This is a genomic window from Levilinea saccharolytica (assembly GCF_001306035.1).
Lineage (GTDB): Bacteria > Chloroflexota > Anaerolineae > Anaerolineales > Anaerolineaceae > Levilinea > Levilinea saccharolytica.
In genome coordinates, this window is record NZ_LGCM01000029.1 from 101,476 (window position 1) to 120,041 (window position 18,566).

The 18,566-nt window shown below is 60.9% G+C and carries 16 protein-coding genes; 9 read left to right on the top strand and 7 right to left on the bottom strand.

The window, feature by feature from the left end; translation table 11 throughout:
* The first annotated feature begins 1 nt into the window (after window position 1).
* Window positions 2–1,012 carry a GNAT family N-acetyltransferase gene (locus ADN01_RS08090; RefSeq protein ID WP_062419034.1) on the top strand — a complete coding sequence of 337 codons (1,011 nt, stop codon included), beginning with the start codon at window positions 2–4 and terminating at the stop codon, window positions 1,010–1,012.
* A 25-nt stretch (window positions 1,013–1,037) separates the two neighbouring features.
* Complete coding sequence (locus tag ADN01_RS08095; RefSeq protein ID WP_062419035.1) at window positions 1,038–1,430, top strand: phage holin family protein; 393 nt, start codon at window positions 1,038–1,040, stop codon at window positions 1,428–1,430.
* A 96-nt stretch (window positions 1,431–1,526) separates the two neighbouring features.
* Here the strand turns inward: ADN01_RS08095 and ADN01_RS08100 are convergent, their stop codons facing one another.
* Together ADN01_RS08100 and ADN01_RS08105 are read right to left on the bottom strand one after the other, a co-directional pair.
* Window positions 1,527–5,024: a flippase activity-associated protein Agl23 gene (locus ADN01_RS08100; RefSeq protein WP_062419036.1), complete on the bottom strand. Its 3,498-nt coding sequence runs from the start codon at window positions 5,022–5,024 to the stop codon at window positions 1,527–1,529.
* Between the two features lie 172 nt (window positions 5,025–5,196).
* Window positions 5,197–5,883: an NBR1-Ig-like domain-containing protein gene (locus ADN01_RS08105; protein WP_062419037.1), complete on the bottom strand. Its 687-nt coding sequence runs from the start codon at window positions 5,881–5,883 to the stop codon at window positions 5,197–5,199.
* Window positions 5,884–6,051: 168 nt separating this feature from the next.
* Here ADN01_RS08105 and ADN01_RS08110 point away from each other — a divergent pair, with 168 nt between their 5' ends.
* Window positions 6,052–7,116, top strand: a complete 1,065-nt coding sequence (locus ADN01_RS08110) for an HAD-IA family hydrolase (RefSeq protein ID WP_062419038.1) — start codon at window positions 6,052–6,054, stop codon at window positions 7,114–7,116.
* Between the two features lie 70 nt (window positions 7,117–7,186).
* Here the strand turns inward: ADN01_RS08110 and ADN01_RS08115 are convergent, their stop codons facing one another.
* The gene (locus ADN01_RS08115; protein ID WP_152974010.1) at window positions 7,187–8,665 is read right to left on the bottom strand and encodes a serine hydrolase; all 1,479 of its coding nucleotides are present in this window, start codon (window positions 8,663–8,665) and stop codon (window positions 7,187–7,189) included.
* 242 nt (window positions 8,666–8,907) lie between these two features.
* Here ADN01_RS08115 and gmd point away from each other — a divergent pair, with 242 nt between their 5' ends.
* Complete coding sequence (gmd, locus tag ADN01_RS08120) at window positions 8,908–9,978, top strand: GDP-mannose 4,6-dehydratase (RefSeq protein WP_062419041.1); 1,071 nt, start codon at window positions 8,908–8,910, stop codon at window positions 9,976–9,978.
* A gap of 5 nt (window positions 9,979–9,983) precedes the next feature.
* Window positions 9,984–10,478 carry an arsenate reductase/protein-tyrosine-phosphatase family protein gene (locus ADN01_RS08125; protein WP_062419042.1) on the top strand — a complete coding sequence of 165 codons (495 nt, stop codon included), beginning with the start codon at window positions 9,984–9,986 and terminating at the stop codon, window positions 10,476–10,478.
* Here the strand turns inward: ADN01_RS08125 and ADN01_RS08130 are convergent.
* Entirely contained in the window at window positions 10,457–11,044 is a 588-nt protein-coding gene (locus tag ADN01_RS08130; RefSeq protein WP_082142874.1) for a transglycosylase SLT domain-containing protein, read from the bottom strand. The genes ADN01_RS08125 and ADN01_RS08130 overlap by 22 nt on opposite strands.
* 82 nt (window positions 11,045–11,126) lie before the next feature.
* On the opposite strand from ADN01_RS08130, the gene ADN01_RS08135 reads away from it, so the two are divergent.
* Window positions 11,127–11,552: a cupredoxin domain-containing protein gene (locus tag ADN01_RS08135; protein ID WP_062419044.1), complete on the top strand. Its 426-nt coding sequence runs from the start codon at window positions 11,127–11,129 to the stop codon at window positions 11,550–11,552.
* 50 nt (window positions 11,553–11,602) lie between these two features.
* Here the strand turns inward: ADN01_RS08135 and ADN01_RS08140 are convergent, their stop codons facing one another.
* Both ADN01_RS08140 and ADN01_RS08145 read right to left on the bottom strand, forming a co-directional pair.
* A complete protein-coding gene (locus tag ADN01_RS08140) occupies window positions 11,603–12,820 on the bottom strand; it encodes a M23 family metallopeptidase (protein WP_062419045.1) in 1,218 nt (405 codons plus the stop codon).
* Between the two features lie 47 nt (window positions 12,821–12,867).
* Complete coding sequence (locus ADN01_RS08145) at window positions 12,868–13,821, bottom strand: DMT family transporter (RefSeq protein WP_062419046.1); 954 nt, start codon at window positions 13,819–13,821, stop codon at window positions 12,868–12,870.
* A 103-nt stretch (window positions 13,822–13,924) separates the two neighbouring features.
* Between ADN01_RS08145 and ADN01_RS08150 the strand changes: the two genes are divergently transcribed.
* Genes ADN01_RS08150 through ADN01_RS08160 form a run of 3 tightly spaced genes read left to right on the top strand, consistent with a single transcriptional unit; the run spans window position 13,925 to window position 16,446 of the window.
* Window positions 13,925–14,437 (top strand): CinA family protein, encoded by a 513-nt coding sequence (locus ADN01_RS08150; protein WP_062419047.1) that lies wholly within the window; start codon window positions 13,925–13,927, stop codon window positions 14,435–14,437.
* 35 nt (window positions 14,438–14,472) lie between these two features.
* Entirely contained in the window at window positions 14,473–15,723 is a 1,251-nt protein-coding gene (locus ADN01_RS08155) for an MGDG synthase family glycosyltransferase (RefSeq protein WP_062419048.1), read from the top strand.
* A gap of 30 nt (window positions 15,724–15,753) precedes the next feature.
* A complete protein-coding gene (locus tag ADN01_RS08160) occupies window positions 15,754–16,446 on the top strand; it encodes a DinB family protein (protein ID WP_062419049.1) in 693 nt (230 codons plus the stop codon).
* Window positions 16,447–16,521: 75 nt separating this feature from the next.
* Here the strand turns inward: ADN01_RS08160 and metG are convergent, their stop codons facing one another.
* Entirely contained in the window at window positions 16,522–18,312 is a 1,791-nt protein-coding gene (gene metG, locus ADN01_RS08165; RefSeq protein WP_062419050.1) for a methionine--tRNA ligase, read from the bottom strand.
* Between the last annotated feature and the right edge of the window lie 254 nt (window positions 18,313–18,566).

An 18,566-nucleotide genomic window follows, 5' to 3' on the forward strand; every position in this document is an offset into this window, starting at 1 on the left:
TATGAGCGTCCTGACTTCCGTGCATTCCGGCACGCTGCGCCCTCTGGATCCGCGCCGCGATTTGCTGCCGGTTTCCGATCTGATTGAAACCTGCTTCTTCTCCACCATGGACGAAGAGGGCCGCGAATACCTCACCCACATCCGCCGCGCCGGGCACGATTCGCATTACGTCCAATGGCTCTCCGGCTCCGGTGAACGCGTCGCCTACCCCCTGCACGGCTACGTGTGGGTGCAGGATAACCGTGTGGTCGGCAACGTGACCCTCATCCCCCACCAACGCGACGGACAGTGGATCTATCTCATCGCCAATGTGGCCGTCCATCCCGATTACCGCCGCCTGGGCATCGGCCGCGCCCTCACCCAGCGCGGCATCCAGCACGCCCGCGATCACCGCGTCAGCGCGCTGTGGCTGCAAGTGCGCGATGACAACCCATCTGCCGAGGAGCTTTACCGTTCGCTGGGTTTCGAAACCCAGGCCGTCCGTTCCAACTGGCGGCTGCCCTCCTATTCAACCCCGCCGACCGCCCCTGCCTCCCCCGTGCTCATCACCCCCAGCCGCAACAGCGATTGGCCAGAGCAGCTGCGCTTCTTCAATCACACCTACCCTGCCGACATCCGCTGGAATTTACCCCTGGTGCCCGAACGCTTCCGCCCGGGCATGTTGGCCTCACTTTCGCGCTGGATGAACGGCGAGGTCATTCACCAGTGGGCGGCCCGGCTGGAGAACCGCTATCTGGGCGCAGCCACTTTGGACGGCTCTGGACACAAGCTGGATTTCCTGTGGCTGGCCTTGGACCCCGAAAGCGAAGAACAGGCCGCCCCCTCGCTGCTGGCGGCGGTGCTGCACCGGCGCGGCGGTCACCGCGGCATTTTGCTGAACTATCCCGCCCAGCGCCTCGACGCCGCCTTTCAGCAGGCGGGTTTTGCCCTTCAAAACACGCTCACCTGGATGAAGCTGCCGCAAAACGTCTTGTATCCTACTTCCGCAACTTTTTCCCTCAATCGTACGTAGATAGATACAGATGAGAGGAGATCACATGAAAAAATTCTTGCTTCGTTTACTGATCAATGCTGTGGCCTTATACGCCGCAGTGGCTTTGCTGAACGGCCGCGGGATCACCCCCCAAAGCGATAACTGGCTTTCGTTCATCTGGTTAGCCCTGATCTTTGGGGTGGTCAACGCCGTTCTCAAGCCCATTTTGCACATCGTCGGCTGCCCGCTGGTCATCCTGACCCTGGGGCTGGGCGCACTGCTCATCAACACCCTGCTGTTCTACCTCTCCGGCCTGTTAGGCGCCAACTTCGGCGTGGGGTTCACGGTGAATGGGTTCTGGCCGGCCTTCTGGGGCGCGCTCATCGTCAGCGTGGTCAGCTTCTTCCTGAACGCACTCCTGCGTGACTCGCGGGATCACCGCCGCCGCGCCAGCTAAGCCCCGCTCCCCAATACCCTTCCCTGAGCAGTAAAACACCAGGGCGTTTCTTGACCGAAACGCCCTGGTTATTTTTTCCTCAATCCTCCGGCCCGCTTAGGGCAGGGGCAGCGCCTCTAACGGCATACGCAGCACCCGCCCGCCGTTGGCGTCGCTGATCCACAGCACACCGCGCTCCGCATCCACTGCCACCCCCGAATACAGCGTCCCTGCGCCGGTATCCGCGGCGTAATCCCCCCAGGCCGCCAGGAATTTACCGTTCAGGTCAAATTTCAGCACGCGCGGTCCTTCGGGGTCGGTCACATACACATTGTTGGCAGAGTCCACGGCAATATAGGGCTTGTTGTCCAGCGATTGCCCAAACCAGCCGTACACCTCCCAGGTGGTCAGCGGTGAGAAGTTGGCCGTCCCCGGTTCAGCCGCAAACACCTGCACGCGCTGGTTCCAGGTGTCGGTGATAAACGCCAGGCCGTCGGCCCCCAGGGCGATGCCCACCTGTTCATCAAACTGCCCAGGATTCATCCCGGCCTCGCCAAATTGGGTGATAAACTCGCCGTTGGCGTCAAACACGGCGATGCGCTTGTTGCCCGTGTCGGTCACGTACACCCGCCCTTGCGCGTCCACAGCCACATCTCGCGGGCCCCAGAAGGCATCTGGGTTCTCGGCCTGGCCGAAATAACCCCACTGCGTCAGGAACTGGCCCTCTGCCGTGAATTTTTGCACGCGGTGATTCCAGGTATCAGCCACATACACCGAGCCGTCCGGCCCCACAGCCACCCCCCACGGCTCGTTGAAGGTTCCGCCGGGGGCCTCCGCGTTGGCTGCCGTTGCATCCGCAAAGGAGCCCCACACGTGCAACAGTTCGCCCTCAGGGCTGAAATGCTGAATACGGTGGTTGCGCGAATCCGCCACATAAATTGAGCCGTCCGCCGCCGCTGCGATACCGCGCGGAGCCTGAAGCTGTCCCGGCTCCATCCCCGGCGCGCCGATCTGCAAATCCGGCGTCAGCGGCGCCACCTTGCCCTCATAGGGGTCGGTTTCAATCTCGCCGGTGGTCACGGGAACCGCCCCGTAATTCCAGATCTGCCCCACCACATCCTTACGGATGAAGACATCCATGCGGCTGCTCGGCTGCCAGTTTTCCAGAGTCAGCGTCTGGCTGCCCGTCACCGCGGCATACTGGGTGTAATCGCGGTTCAGCCAGATCTGCCACAAGGCCTCCCGCATCTTCGCATCGGTCAGCGCCGGGGCAATCCGCTCCCAGGTCAGGTTGAAATAATCCTGCATCGGCCACCACAGGCGCATATAGCCGAATTTGACGTAATCACCCTTGACGATCGGATCCAGCTTGCCCATGGTCGATTCGCCCGAAATGATCACAGGCGCATCCCGCAAATCGCGTGAAGGCTTGTCCGTGAACCAACGCTTATTGGGATAATCGCGGAAATACCACCAGTAGGGATACAGCGCATCGTTATCATACGCCACCACGATATTTTTGCCGCCCGTGGTGCGCCGCGAGATCTCTTCCACCTGGCGCAGCACTTCTTTCGGCCCCGATGCCGCGTGGGCATACACCAGGAATTCCTTGGCGTTATCGTAATTGATGTAAGAAGCCGTGGCCGACGTGCGCGCCGTCAGCACGCCCAAAATCACGAAAAAGGTCACCGTCACCAACCGCAGCAGGTCGCCCCAGCGCCAGTCTTTTAAGAAGCGCAGGATCGCCCAACCCGTTAGACCCGCCATCAAGGTCCCCAGCAGGAAGGTGTTGGTGGCTTCCAACTGCACCAGTTCCTTGCCCTGGAAAGGCGGCGTGGCCCCCAGGATGCTGCCAAACACAGACGCCAAGCTGGTGATAAACACCGGTGTCAGCGCCAACGCTAGCAGGCCGCTGCGCTCCAACACCCGCTTCCAGGGGGTCGTATCCACCAAAAAGCCCAGGCCCCAGCCCGCGGTTAACAGCAGCGGCAGGGCGATGTGCACGGTCAGCCAGGGCATCTTCTCCCCGGCGAAAGAATAGGCCGCCAGACTGGTGACACTCCAAAACAGCAGCAGCGCCAACACCGGCAGCCGCTCCACACCTTCGTCCGATTCCACAGCCGCCGGATCCAGGATTTGAACGGCTTTGACTTCGATTTTTGCCGGGGCTTCTTCTCCAGGTGCGAGTTCCGGCTCCACCGTCGGAAGCTCCGGCAGCGGAATATCCGCCGGGGCGCGGCCGGCCTCTTGCCAGAAACGCCCATAGCGCACGCCAAAATAGAGCGCCAGCAGCGTGCCCAGCGCCGCCAGATACTCATACACCGGCACCTGGATCAAAGCATAGTAATACAGCGGCTGGCTGCCCCGCTCAACCCCTTGCTGTGACAGCCAATACCCCAGTGAACCCACCAAACCGGTCACAAACCCGCGCCCGTTGGTGAAGAACGTCGTGTACAAAACTGCAAAAACCACCCAGAACAAAGCCGCGTTGCCCAGCCATACTTTGGGCTTCCAGTACAGACCGATGACGATGGAAATGCCAAAGAACACCGCTGCCACCACCGCCGTCACCAGCACTGCCGGCCATTCGTAATTCAGCGGGTCGCTGCCCACAATGCTGACCATAAAGGGGGTCAGCTGCGGCAGGGTCACCGTGCCCATCATGATCAGAATGTCAAACGAACGCTCCGAACGGATAGCCTCCCATCCCAAATTGCGGATGAGCACCACCGCGCCCGCCAGAGCCAGCGCCGCCGCCAGCGCCAGGGCCACCACCTCACCCGCGAATTGGGGCGTTAATTGCAGGGTCTGCACGGCAACCTCAGAGGCCTCGGTCACCGTGGCCGCCCCATCTTCCGGCGGGTTTTGCAGAGCCGCGTTCCAAATGGCCAGACCCAGAGCTGCCACCAACGCTCCCAAAGCCAAAATCATCAGCAGAATAAAGCGTTTGCGCGTCTGCTCCGAAGGCCAGCTTTGCTGGATCACCCGCCACAAGAACACCAAAAAGGTGAACAGCAGCAGTTGGGCCATGTAAATAAAGGCCGTCTCTTTGGTGGTAAAGTGCAGCCCCATGGCCGCCGTCAGCAGCGTCAGCGAGCCGTATTTGCCCGTCTCCAGATAATGCAGGGTGGCATATAAGGCCACCACGCCCAGCAGTTCAATGAAAGCCTCGTTGCGCGTGTAACGCCCGTAGAAGAGCATGTAGGGCGAGATCAAGAACAGCACCGCCGCAATCATGGCCCCTTTACGCCCCAGGTAACGGCGAAAACCGAACAGCACAAAGATCACCGCCGCCGCGCTGAACAGCGCCGCGGGAACGCGGGAGCTAAAATCGCTGTCGCCCAGCAGGAAATAGGAGAGCGCCAACAGATGGAACTGCATCGGCCCGTGCGTCACGGGGTCATGCCGGTAGCCGTTCCCCTGGAAAAGCTCATAAGCCGGTACCACATGATTGACCTCATCATGGCTCATCACCCGCGCCCCCACCATATAGAAGCGGCTGGCAATTGCCAGGAGCAGGATGATCACCACCAGAATTTTTTCGACATTCCAGGTTGACAGCCAGGTGATCGGCCGGTCAAACCAGGATGGGGCTGTTTGCGTGTTTTGTTCCATAGAAAGGTCTTTCCGTCTTAAGGGTGAGTTCAGGTATTTGATCCAACAGGCTTGATTATCCTTGAAAGTGGCTGATCTGACAAGCCCCACCTCTTGACCCTGCGGTTAAACCAAAAACCCTGGCGGCCTCCTTGCGGAAGCCGGCCAGGGCTTGAATTCACATCTGTAGGGTCTATTCGACGATGAACTGGAAATAGAATTCGTTCATATACACCCCCTGCGGGTTCACCAACTTCCAGCGGGTGATGTATTTGCCAGGCTTTTCCGGAGCATACATGCGCATGTTAAACTCGTACTTTTCGCCGGGCTTAACATCCTTCTCCATCTTGATGCTGGTATAGGTCGTGGTCAGCGTGCCGCCCAGATAGACCATGCCGTAGCTGGAGTTCCAGGTGGTTGTGCCGCTGTTCTTCCAGCCCACCGCGAACAGGAATTCCTCTTTGGGAGCCAATTTTTTCCCGTCTGCGGGCACGTTGTAGAGGAAGGTGGCGTTGTCACCCGGCTTCGGCCCGCTTTCCTGCGTGGGGGCGGCTGCCTGGGTGGGCGGAACCAAGACCGCCGCCGTGGGCGAACCGCTGAGCGGGGTCAAAGCCAACGCGGTGGGATCCAGGGTGGGCGTGGCCGTGGGCAGTTCGGGGGTGGCCGTCGGTTCCGGCGTGGCCGTAGGTTCGGGGGTCGCCGTGGCGGTCGGCTGGGCCGCCGCCGTCAGGGTGAGCTGCGCCTCAACGGTTTGGGCCGCCTGGGTGTAAATCATATTCGCGTCCACCGTCGGCTCCACCGGCGCGGCGTTGCATGCCGCCAATGCCAGCACCAGGCCGCCTAAGAACAAACGCGTTAGAATTTTCTTCGTCATCATCATGCCTTTCTCCTCAAGTCCGTCCATACAATCCAGGGGCCGCAGGCCCCATCTGAAGGCTACAGTATAACCCATACCCGTCGAAGTCGGCAACGTTCCAGCCGATGAAAAGGCGGGAGGCAAAGCTAAAGCAGATGGTACAATTCCCCCACCAAACCCAAGGAGCCTGACATGTCCTCCCTTTCTCCGCGCGCCCTGGTTTTTGACTGGGGCGACACCCTCATGGTCAACTTCACCCAATATGACGGCCCGATGGCCGATTGGCCCCAGGTGCAGGCCGTGGACGGCATCGCCGCAGCCCTCAAAGCCCTGCACGGAAGCTGCGCCCTGTACGTGGGCACCAACGCCCAGGCCTCCAGCGCCGATCAAGTGCGTGCCGCCCTGGGGCGGGTGGGCCTGGCGCAGTACCTGGACGGCATTTTCACCTTCGCCGAATTGGGCGCGCGCAAACCCCAGCCCCAGTTTTTCCACAACCTTGCTGCTCAAATTCAAGTCCCCGCCGAGCAAATCGCAATGGTGGGCGACGAATGGAAAAACGACATCCTCGGCGCTCACCGCGCCGGCTGGCGCAGTGTGTGGTACAACCCCACCTCGCGCCCAGCCGCCAGCCTGATGCCCCTGCAAGATGTTGATCTCACCCACCTGTCGGATCTGCCGCAGGCCCTGGCCGCTGGCCTGCCGCCCAGCGTTGAAACCTGCCTGGGCTGGCTGTGGGAACAGCCTTTCTCCTTCAACCTGCTCAACCATGTGCAGCTGGTAGCCGCCGCGGCCTATCAGCTGGCCCTCTGGCTGCGCGCCCGCGGAGAAACGGTCAGCCCCGTGCTCACCCACCGCGGCGGCCTGCTGCACGATATCGCCAAACTGGCCGCCCGCGCCCAAAATCTTAACCACGGCGAGCTGGGCGGGCGTATTCTGGCCGAAAAAGGTCAGCCCGCCCTGGCCGAAATCGTTCGGCGGCACACCATGTTCACCCTGCTGGACCCCCAGTTCATCCCCACCACCTGGGAAGAAAAGCTGGTTTACTTTGCTGATAAGCTGGTGGAAGGTGGGCAAATCACCCCGCTGTCCGAGCGCATCGCCGCCCTCAAGCAGCGCTACCAGATTGACCCGCAGCACCTGGATCACCTGCAGGGGCCGTTACAGGCTCTGCAGGAAGAAATTTGCAGCGCAGCGGGTTTCCCCACCGATCAGCTCATCCCGCGCCTGCGCGAAGCCTTCAACGCGCCCTGCGCCTGACCTTCGGTTCGAAAAAAACAAACCCCGCCGTTCCTAGTACCGGCGGGGTTTGTTGTCGGGCAGATCCGCATCACTGCGGCATATTAAAGTAATTGTAGGTCGCGCGGGTCAAATCAGCGATCAGCCGGTTGCCCTCATCAAACACCAGCTGCTGGGTGTTGTGGATGTAAATGGACAGGATGTAGTTGCCGCCTGGGGTATAGATGATCCCTGCATCGCCCATGGTGTGCAGCAAGCCGTCGTTCTCGGTAATCCAGCCGTGTTTGTTGGCGATGCGCGTGCCGTCCGGCAGCCCCGCCTGCATCAGCACACCAATGCGGTTGCGGGTCAGGTAGGTCAGCATTGTCTGACACTCGGCCTGCGAGATCTTGCCCGGGAAGGCCGCCATCAGCGTCCCCCCACCTTTATCCGCGCACTGATAAATATCCCGCAGCACCATGCCCATTTCCAAAGGCGTGGTCTGGTTGTACGGGTCAGGGCCTGAAAAAACATCCGTCCGCGAATTGGCCGGGGTCTGAAAACGCACCAACAGCGGCGCCCCCGGGTAAAAATACCCGGCCAGGAAGGTATTCTCCAGCCCCATTTCCTTTAAATCATCCGTCACCCGCAGCGGCCCCAGGTTCTTATCCATCACCGTTTCCATCAGGCGGTCCGCCGGGTCATTTTCGGAGCGTTCAATCATCAATTCCAGCAAATCCGTTACCCCCGGCGGGGTCGGTTCGCCCACGCGGGAAAATACCGAAACCATGATGGGGATTTTCATCGTGCTGGCCGCGGTGAAGGCGATCCCGGGGGTCAGGTCTTGCCCGCCGCCGCGCGCAAAGTACACCTCGCGCTCGGTCTGCAAATCCAACATATACAGTTCCACTTCGCCGGGGAAACCCGAAAGGTCAATGGTTTGCTTCAGCAGCACTTCCAAATTGGCCAAAGAGGGCCGCAGCGACCCCACGCGGTTAAAGGACAGATTCACCACGCGCACCGAGGGTGAGCGCAGAGCATCGCCAATCAAAGTCACTGCACGGTCCACATCCAGGGTAGAACCCGGGTCGCCCAAAGCAAATTCAGTCGTCCCGGGCACGGGAACCGGCTCGGCGGGCGGGCGGTCGTAGCGCTCGGCGATCTCATCCTTCAAAAATTCCCGCAGCCGGTCTTCCGACAGGCTGGAACGCAGTGGAATCGCCTCCGGCGGGTTGGTGCGCCCCCATAGATAGCTCCAAAAAGCAGACCAGAACGGCTGCTCAATACGCTGCAAATCGGCCGCAGCCAACATACCCTGCAAATCCAGCTCAAAACCCACCGTATTGGGCTTAATTTGGATGGCAGCCTCACCGTAACGCAGCTCCACCGGCACGCCGTAAGCCTGGGTCAACCGATCCGCCGCCTGCTGCTGGTTCAGCCCCCCCACCGGCACTCCTGCCACCATCAGCCCCGCCGGAAACGCAGAGCGGATGCGGCTGAAGATCACCAGCTGCATCACCAATAGCAAAGCCGCCGCAAAAACCATCACCAGCGCCATCCAGCGCAGGATATTTCCAGTCCGTCGTCTCAACGTTAACCTCGCTGTCCCCGATTCTACCAGATTTTCAGCCCGCGCCGCGGGCATCAATCCTCCCCCCCACGTCTTTTTTCCCTCGTGGTATACTATGCCAGGCTGCGCGCCCCTGGTTGGCGCACAACTTGACTTTAAACTCACGCACATAGGATGTCCCGCCGCGGTTCGACCAGGGGGTTGGCGCTGGAAACCCCCCGTTTCCAGCTCGCCAACGCGGCAGGATCTGACAGGAGGAAATCTTGAAAAAAGCACTGATTACCGGCATCACCGGCCAGGACGGCTCGTATCTGGCGGAACTGCTGCTGGCCAAAGGCTATGAAGTTCACGGCATTATCCGCCGCGGCTCTACCTTTAACACCCGCCGCATTGACCACATTTATCACGATCCGCACAACAACGGCGAAACCGTTCACCTGCACCTGCATTACGGCGACATCTCCGTGGGCGAAACCATCACCGATGTGATCTACAACGTGCGCCCCGATGAAATCTACAACCTCGCCGCCCAATCGCACGTGCGCGTCAGCTTTGACATGCCCGAATACACCGGCGATACCACCGGTCTGGGCACCATCCGCCTGCTCGAATCCATCCGCAAGAGCAAAATCGAGACCCGTTTTTACCAGGCTTCTTCCAGCGAGATGTTCGGCGGCGCCAAACCCCCACAGGGCCTCAGCACCCCCTTTGAGCCGCGCAGCCCCTACGCCGCCGCTAAAGTGTACGCCTATTGGGTCACGCGCAACTACCGCGAAGGCTATCAGATGTTCGCCTCCAACGGGATCCTCTTCAACCACGAATCCCCTCGCCGCGGCGAAACCTTCGTCACTCGCAAGATCACCCGCGCTCTGGCCCAAATCGTGGCCAAGAAGCAGCAGTATCTTTACCTCGGCAATCTGGACGCCCGGCGCGACTGGGGCTACGCCCCCGAATACGTCGAAGCCATGTGGAAGATGCTCCAACTGGAGCAGCCCGGCGATTTCGTCATCGGCACCGGCGAAGCCCACACCGTGCGCGAATTTTTGACCGAGGCTTTTGGCTATCTCAACCTGGATTGGGAAGCCTACGTGCGCATTGACCCGCGCTACTTCCGCCCCACCGAAGTGGATTACCTCCTGGCGGACGCCGCCGAATCCAGCCAGCAATTGGGCTGGGAACCCAAAGTGCGCTTCCACGAATTGGTGCGCATCATGGTGGATGCCGATCTGGAACTGGCGGGGCTGCCCTGCCCCGGCGAAGGCCGCAGCATCTTGCAGGAAAAATTTGGCGGCTGGCACCGTTGGGAATCACAAGTCGTCAGCATGGAGCGCTAATCGTTATGCCGTCGGTGTTGTTCGTCTGCACCGGCAATATCTGCCGCTCACCCATGGCCGCGGCTTTCTTCACCGCCCGTCTGCCCGAACTGGACCCCAACTGGCTGGACTGGCGTGTCGAATCCGCAGGTACCTGGACCACCGCTGGCCGTCCCGCCGCCCTTCTGGCGCGTCAGGTGATGGCCGAACGCGGCATTGACATCAGCCGCCACCGCTCGCGCGAGGTCAGCCAGGAACTGCTGGAACAGTTTGATTTGATCTTAACCATGGAAACCGGCCAGAAAGAGGCGCTCCAGGTGGAGTTTGCTCATCTGGCCGGTCGTATTTACCTGCTCAGCGAAATGTCCGGGGCGCAGGTCACCATTGATGACCCCATGGGCGGCCCGCCCGACGCCTTCCACAAGACCGCTGCCCAAATCGAACGCTACATCCGCCGCGGCCAGGAATACATCGTGCGCCGGCTGCGCAGCGGCCCAATTTACCCCTCCGACCCGGACTGATAGCCCGCATAAATCCCCAATACCAAATCCGCATACATGTAGCCCACATCCATCGGTCCGTAAGCGCGCAGCGCGTCGCGCAAATTGCCGTGTTTCCGCACCAGCCCCGCCAGCATCTGCGTGCCGTACTGCACGTTGAAGCGCGGGTCAAACAGCTCATCCATCGTCGGACGCGCCGCGAAGCACGGCCCGTGAATGCATTGGAAGCTGGCCGCCAGGCCGTCTTTGGGCATCACCTGCATCAGCCCCACCGCCCCGCTGGATGAATAGGAGGATGGGTCGCCGCTGCTTTCCTGCGTGATCACCGCCGCGATCAGCGCCGGATCCAGGTCCTGCTCCTGCGCTGCGCTTTCGATCAGGTCGCACCACTGGCGAATCTCTTCGGGAACAGCCGCGTTCAGCCCGCACCCCCGCGCGGCCTTTTCTGCTTTGGACGCAGAGGCAGGTGCGTTCACCTCAGCCTGCGCCGACACCGGCTCCGAAACAATCGCCAGGCTGGAAAAACCCACCAGCAGCAAACATCCGAGTACAATTCCAGGGAAGATACATCCGCGCGCTGAGTTCATATCGTGTTCCTCATCTCAAATCGGTTCCAATCGGCTGAGACTCACATTATAGTATATTTGTTCTATTTATTCAAGGAGGATCATGCGCCACTTTTTCGCCCTTATATCTGTGCTGTGCCTCGGCGCCGCGCTGGCGGCCTGCGCCTCCCCCGCTCCCATCGCCCCCGGCTCCGCAGAATGGGAGGTCACCCTGGTGGATCATTCCATCCGCCCGGCCCAGCTGCGCGTGCCCGCCAACCATTTGCTGTCTCTCACCGTGAAAAACGAAGACCCGCAGGCGCACACCCTGTACGTCCTCACCCGCAGCTACACCTCCCCCTGGGACGAAACCGACCGCGCAGCGGTGATGGCTTCGCTGGAAGTCCCCGCTGGGGCCTCGCTGCTGTGGCAGTTCACCTCCCCCCAGGCCGCCGGTGAATATGACGTGATTGCCGCCCCGCCCCTGGCCGAAGAGGGTATGGTCGCCGTGCTGCTGGTGGTGCAGCCCAGCGAGCCGCTTAGTCCCTGAACAAAAAACCCCTCCGCGGCTGCGGAGGGGTTGGTTAACCAGGCTGAAGTTTACTGCAAGAAATTCCAGGGGTTCACTTTGCCGTATTCATCGCTCAGCATTTCAAAATGCAGGTGGGGGCCGGAGGAATTACCCGTGCTGCCCATCCCCGCGATGGCATCCCCTTGATACACGTAGGAGCCGCAGGCCACATTGAGCGTGCTCAAATGGGCATACAGGGTCTGCCAGCCGTTGCCGTGGTCAATCACCACCACGTTGCCGTAGCCCCAATCGTTCCAGCCCGCGTACACTACCACACCGCTGTCTGCGGCGAAGATGGCGTTGCCCATCTTACCGGCCACGTCAATCCCGCGGTGGTTGGTCTCGGGTGAATAATCAAAGCCGGACAGGTAGCGTTCCACCGAAGGCCACACGAAAGTGCCCGTGCCCACCGGCCCATCCGTGATCGTGCCGCAGGCCCCTGGGCCAAAGATCTTGGCCACACCGGGATTCTGGCGGGTGATACGCGGCGCGCTCCAGGTTACAAATTCGCGGCGGCCGTTGGGCACCACCAAAAACGTCCCTGGTTCAATGTTCGGGCTGGCCCAATCGCCCAGCGTATCCGGGTTCAGGTGGTTGCCCGGCCATTGGATGATGTCTTCTGGGGTTACGCCGTAAAAGCGCGCCACGGCGTTCAGCCCATCACCGGCGTTCCAGCGGTAATACACGCCGTCCACCGGCAAAATCACCAGTTCCTGCCCGGGCTGCAGCCGGTGGGGGTCGTCCACCAGGGTGTAGTAATTGCCCCAGAGGATCGTCTCCGGCTTCAAGTTAAACTTTTCCGCGATGCCGAAAATGGTATCGCCTTTTTGTACGATATAGGTGGTCAATTCGCCGCGCGGCTGCACCGGCAGAGAGGTGTGCAATTCGCGCAGGCGGGTGATGCCGCTGTCAAAAGCCCCGCTGCGCATGGGCTGCAGGGGCGGCTGTTTCAGCAAAGCGGTGGGCGCGGCCTGGGGCGCGGCGATGGCCACTTCGCTGGCGGTGTTGAACTCACCGCGCAGGTAAAACGTGCTCATCACCCAAATCACCAGCAGCACCAGCACAATCGAAGAAAGCGCCGTACCAAAGCGCAAAGCGGTTTCGCCCAGGCCCACACGCAGCAGGCTCTCCCAAATTTGGGCCCAATTCATTTTTGATCGCTGGGGGGATTCAGCCGTCTCCGGCCCGGTAGGCGCATCGCCGTCGGTATCCTGCCGCGGCGACGATGGCGTATCCATGTCGTTCATTGGTTCATTTCCTCTGAAAACCTTTATAACATATCCGCCAACGCCGGTCAAGAACCCCCATCGCCTTTGCCTGCCTCGCTGATCCGCAGAATCACCACCCCGGCGATCACCATCAGGCTGCCCACAATCTGCGTCAGGGTGAAAGATTCGCCCAAAAAGGCATAGGCCTGCACGGCCGTCAGCGAAGGTTCCAGCGTCGCAATCAGGTTCGCCACGCTGGCGGGCAAATAGGCCAGGCTCAACGTGTAAAACCCATACCCGCCGATGGTCGGCCCGGCGGCCAGCGCAAACAAGATCCCCCACCCCGCGGCGTCCATCGCCGGAAAAAACGTCCCGCCCACCTGCAAAGGCGACTGCGCCAGCAGCACATTGCCTACCCACAGCACCACCGCCGCCCCGCCGAAGGCGTAGGTCAGGGCCGTCCACGAAGGGATGCCGCGCCGCGCAGCCTCACGGCCCATCAAACTGTAGCCTGCGAAGCACAGACCCGCCCCCAACCCGCAGATCACCCCCAGGGCGTTGCCGCGCCACATGGCCGGGTCATGCGCCCCCGCCACCAGGATGCAGCCCACCAGGCTCAAACTCACCGCCAGCAGCTTGGCGGGGCCTAACTTCTCGCCGAACAGGCGCCAGCCCAAAAATGCCGTGAAGGCGCTGGAATTGTAGGCCAGCACCGTCGCCACCGCTGCCCCATTCAGCGCCACCGAAACCGTCCACAGGCCGTTAAACACCGCCATCAACGCCCCATAGATGCCCATAAACACCCAGTCCGTGCGCCGCACCCGCAGCCACTCCGGCCGAAAAACCCGCCAGGCTGCCGCCAACGCGACAAAGGCCATCAGGTCGCGCCAAAAGGCCAGGGTCAGCGGTGCAATCTCGTAATTCTCGGTCAGGTAGCGGATCAAAATCGCAGTCGTGGACCAAATCACCGTTCCCAGCAGGGCGATGAGATATCCTTGGGTTTGGCGTGTCAGGCTGCGGGTGGGTGCGTTGAGGCTCATACGGCGGCTCCAGGTCGAATTGAGGTTGGCTCGGCGAATTTGGCGATATTCAGGCATTATAATAGGAAGGTGGCATTTACACCCTTAAAGGAGCGCCTTACCATTGAAACCTGAATTCGAAGATCAGATCGGCGACCTCATGCGGCAAAAACAGCTCATGTTAGCCCTGGCCGAATCCTGCACCGGCGGCCTCATCGGCCACCGCGTCACCAATATCCCCGGATCCTCTGAATATTTTGTCGGCGGCATAGTGGCCTATGCCTACGACGCCAAAGAAGAATTCCTGAGGGTGCGCCACGAGACCCTGCTGGAACACGGCGCCGTCAGCAAAGCCACCGTGCTGGAGATGGCCCAGGGCGTGCGTCAGGCGCTGGCGTCTCGCTACCCGCTGGAGCACACCGTTTCCCTGGCTGTCAGCGGCATCGCCGGCCCCGGCGGCGGCATGCCCGGCAAACCCGTTGGCCTGGTGTGGATCGCCCTCAGCGCCCCCGACGGCACCTGGGCCTTCCGCAACCAATTCAAGGGCAGCCGCATTGAAATCAAAGATCAAACCGCCGATCGGGCTTTATCCATTCTTTGGCAGTACCTCAATGGGGCCGCGCTTCAGACGGACTGACCTTTCTGCGATTTGAATCGTTCTTTTGAGGAAATATGAACGCAAAAAAGCGGATTCTCATCTTAACCGCAGATGCCGGTTTCGGCCACCGCAGCGCGGCCAACGCCGTGGCAACAGCCCTGGAAGAAGCCTATCCCGACCAGTGCCAGGTGGAGATCAGCAACCCCCTGGACGACCGCCGCACGCCGTTTTTCCTGCGCGATTCTCAATCGGACTACGACACCATCATCCGCAACGCGCCGGAGCTGTACCGTTTTGGCTACGACGCCAGCGACAGCACCGTCCCCAATGCCATTCTGGAAAGCGCCCTGGCGGTTTTGCTCTACGAAGTCATCCGCGACGAACTCAGCCGCTTCCGTCCAGATGCCATCATCACCACCTACCCCCTTTACCAGGCCCCGCTGGACGCCGTCTTTACCATCCGCAATTTCCAGATCCCCCTGCTGACGGTCGTCACCGACCTGGCCACCGTGCACCGCGTCTGGTTCCACAACGCGGCCGGCCTGTGCCTGGCGCCCACGCCGGAAGTGTGCGATCTGGCCCTCAAATACGAGCTACCCGCCGAGAAGGTCATCCTCACCGGCCTGCCTGTTTCCACCGAAATTCTGCGCGAACGCCGCGACCGCACCACCCTGCGCCAATCCCTCGGCTGGGATCCGCACTTGCCCACGCTCCTGGCCGTCGGCAGCCGCCGGGTGGATAACCTGCTGGAAACCCTGGATGTCATCAACCATTTTGGCAGCCCCTTGCAGGTGGCCGTCGTTGCCGGGCGGGATGCCGAGCTGTACGCCCAGCTGCGGGCCGTGGATTGGCATGTGCCCGCCCACATCTACGAATACGCCGCCAACGTGCCCACCATGATGCGCGCCGCCGATCTGCTCATCTGCAAGGCCGGCGGGCTGATCGTCACCGAGGCTCTGGCCTCTGGTTTGCCGATGATTTTGATAGATGCCCTGCCCGGGCAGGAAACCGGCAACGCCGAGTACGTCACCGCCAACGGAGCGGGCGTGCTGGCCCTCACCCCCTTGGAGGTCCTGCGCACCCTTTCCCACTGGCTGATGCACGATCAGCGCGAACTGCGCCAGGCTGCCCAAAACGCCCGTGCGGTGGGCAAGCCAGAAGCGGCCTATACCATCGCCCGGCTCGCCTGGGACGCCGCCCAAAAAGGCCCTTCACCCTCCGCGGAAAGCCGCGCCACAGGCCGCCTGACCCTCATTGATCTGCTTACCCGCTTCCATGTGGACTGGCAGGAAAATCTGCTGGCCCCCGGAAAAAAGAAACCTTAGTCCCCATCCGCACCTTTCTTGGAGAGACGTATGCTCATTCGCATTGGCATCGAAAACGGTTTTCAGGGCCGCAGTCAGGCCTGGGCGTTGGATTACCCTGGCGCGTTTGCCTACGGCCTGGACAGCGGCGAAGCCGTGATGAACCTGCCGCAGGCCCTCATTCACTATCAGCATTGGGTCAATCGTCACGCCGGTTTTGAGCGCGTGCAGTTGGGCGATTTCGATCTGCGCCTGGCCGACACCTGGGAAGTCTACACCCTGAACAAAGACTTCGACCCCGACCCGCAGGGCGTGCCCATCAACGCCTGGTTTCACGACGATTGGCGCCCCTTGAACACCGATGAAGTATCTTTCGGCCTGGATCTGCTGGGATATTCCCGCCAGGACCTGCTCGCCATCGTCCAGGGTCTGCCCGCCGAAAAGTTAGATCAGACCTATTCCGAAGAGCGCTGGTCCATCCGCGGCATCCTGGCCCACGTCGCCACGGCGGAATGGTGGTATCTAGACCGTTTTGGCCAGGGCGGCCCGCGCGCTGATTTGCCCAAAGATCCTTACGAACGGCTGGAGTTCACCCGCGCACGCCTGTGCACCCTGCTCAGCGGCCTGGTAGGGGTGGAGCAGGTGCTGGGCAAAGAGGGCGAATTCTGGTCTCCGCGTAAGCTGCTGCGCCGTGTGCTCTGGCACGAGATGGATCACATCCAGCACATCACCAAGCTGCTTTAAGCATTTTCCCTCCCACAACAAAAACAGCCAGGGCCGTTTTGCCCTGGCTGTTGTGTCTTATCATTTTAAAATGGGTTACGCGCTTTGCCCCAGGCGGGCGCGCTCCTCATCCACCACGGTGGGTTCCAATTTCTTAAACAGCGGGGCAGGCTGGCGCAGGGGATGCCCGGCCTGAAGTTGGCTGGGCTGCCAGCGTCCCGTACCTTTTTCAGGGTAATAGCGCAGGGCGGTGTGCGCCCCCAGGTTGTCGGTGTAAGTTTCCAGGCCCTGTTCCCCAAACAGCGGCTGGTCGTACCCCAGGAAGGTGTGCAGCTTCTCGCTGGTGAACGGCAGGAAGGGGGACAGCAGGATCTTCAGCGAGTCAATTGCCCGCAGAGCCGTGTACACCGCCCGTGCGGCCGCGGCTTTGTCGGTCTTCACCGCCGTCCACGGCGCAGTCTGATCCAGATAGCGGTTCACCTCGCTGGCGATGCGCATGGCCTCGGCCAGCGCCCCGCGCAGCCGCACCGCTTCCATCTCTTTGCCCACGCTCTCAAACCCGGCCTCCACCAGCGCCAGCAGTTCCAGGTCGCGCTCGGTCAATTCGCCGGGGTCGGGCACACGCCCTTCCCAATGCTTGTTGGCAAAGCCCAGCACGCGGTTAGCCAGGTTGCCCCAGGTAGCCACCAATTCATCGTTGTTGCGCCGCAGAAAATCGCCCCAGTCCCAGTCGCTGTCGCGCGCTTCGGGCATGTTCACAGTCAGGTAGTAGCGCAGCGGATCGGGGTCGTAGCGCGTCAGGAAGTCCAGCCCCCACACCGCCCAGTTGCGGCTTCCGGAGATCTTTTGCCCTTCCAGATTCATGAATTCGTTAGCGGGCACATCATGGGGCAGCACCATCTTTTCGGGGGGCTGGCTGCCGATGAGCTCATCAAAGCGCGTCCCCACTCCAATCAGTTCCGCCGGCCAGATGATGGCGTGGAAGGGGATGTTGTCTTTACCGATGAAATAGTAAGCCCGCGCAGCCGGGTTGTGCCACCACTGCCGCCAGGCCTCCGGGTCGCCCGTCACCTTGCCCCATTCGATCGAAGCTGAAAGGTAGCCGATAACCGCCTCAAACCACACATACAGGCATTTTCCGCCCCAGTCTTCCAGCGGCACGGGGATGCCCCAATCCAGGTCGCGGGTGATGGGCCGGCCGCGCAGGGAATCGGCCTGAATCTGCCCCAGGGACTGACGCAGCACGTTGGGCCGCCAATAGCTCTGGCGCTTTTCCAAAAAATCCACCACTTCTGGCTGAAGTTTAGACAGGTCCAGATAGTAATGCTCCGTCTCGCGCAGTTCGGGAACCGAACCGTCAATCTTCGAGCGCGGGTCAATCAGTTTGTCCGGTTCCAGCAGGTTGCCGCATTTATCGCACTGATCCGAGCGGGCGTTGTTGTAGCCGCAAATGTAGCAGGTGCCTTCCACGTAGCGGTCCGGCAGGAAGCGTCCCTGGCTGGGAGCATACCACTGCATCTCGCGGGCCGAATACAGGAAGCCATTGTCTTTGAGCGCCAGGAACATCTTTTGGCTCACGTCAAAATGGTTTTCGGTGTGGGTGGAGGTGAACAGATCGTAGGTCAGGCCCAGCTTCTGATACAGCTCCAAAAAGCCGGCATGAAAGCGCTCATACACGGCCAGCGCGGTGGAATTTTCGGCGTCCGCCCGCACCGTGATGGGCGTTCCATGCGAATCCGAACCGGAGACCATCAGCACCTGGCGGCCCATCAAGCGGTTGTAGCGCGCGAAAATATCGGCGGGCAAATAAGCACCGGTCAAATTGCCCACATGGATATCAGCGTTGGCATACGGCCAGGCGACGGCCACAAGAACGGGTTCAGTCATGGTTCCACCTCATTGTTTCGGAATTGGTTGCTCAGATTTTATCACAAATCCCCTGCGCCTAACGAAGCCCCTCACGGCGCGTGTGGTTCGGTTTTTGTAAGCCCTCATCTATCAGTTTTGTAATCCCGTGTCTGTCCCAAGAGTGGTAGGTTTTGAAAAAAGAGCAAGCTCCGAGTAAACTGGTAGGTGCTTAAGGCCACCAAGTTACCGGAGCTTGCCATGTCTATTGTCACCTTACAGATACCAGAAGTCAA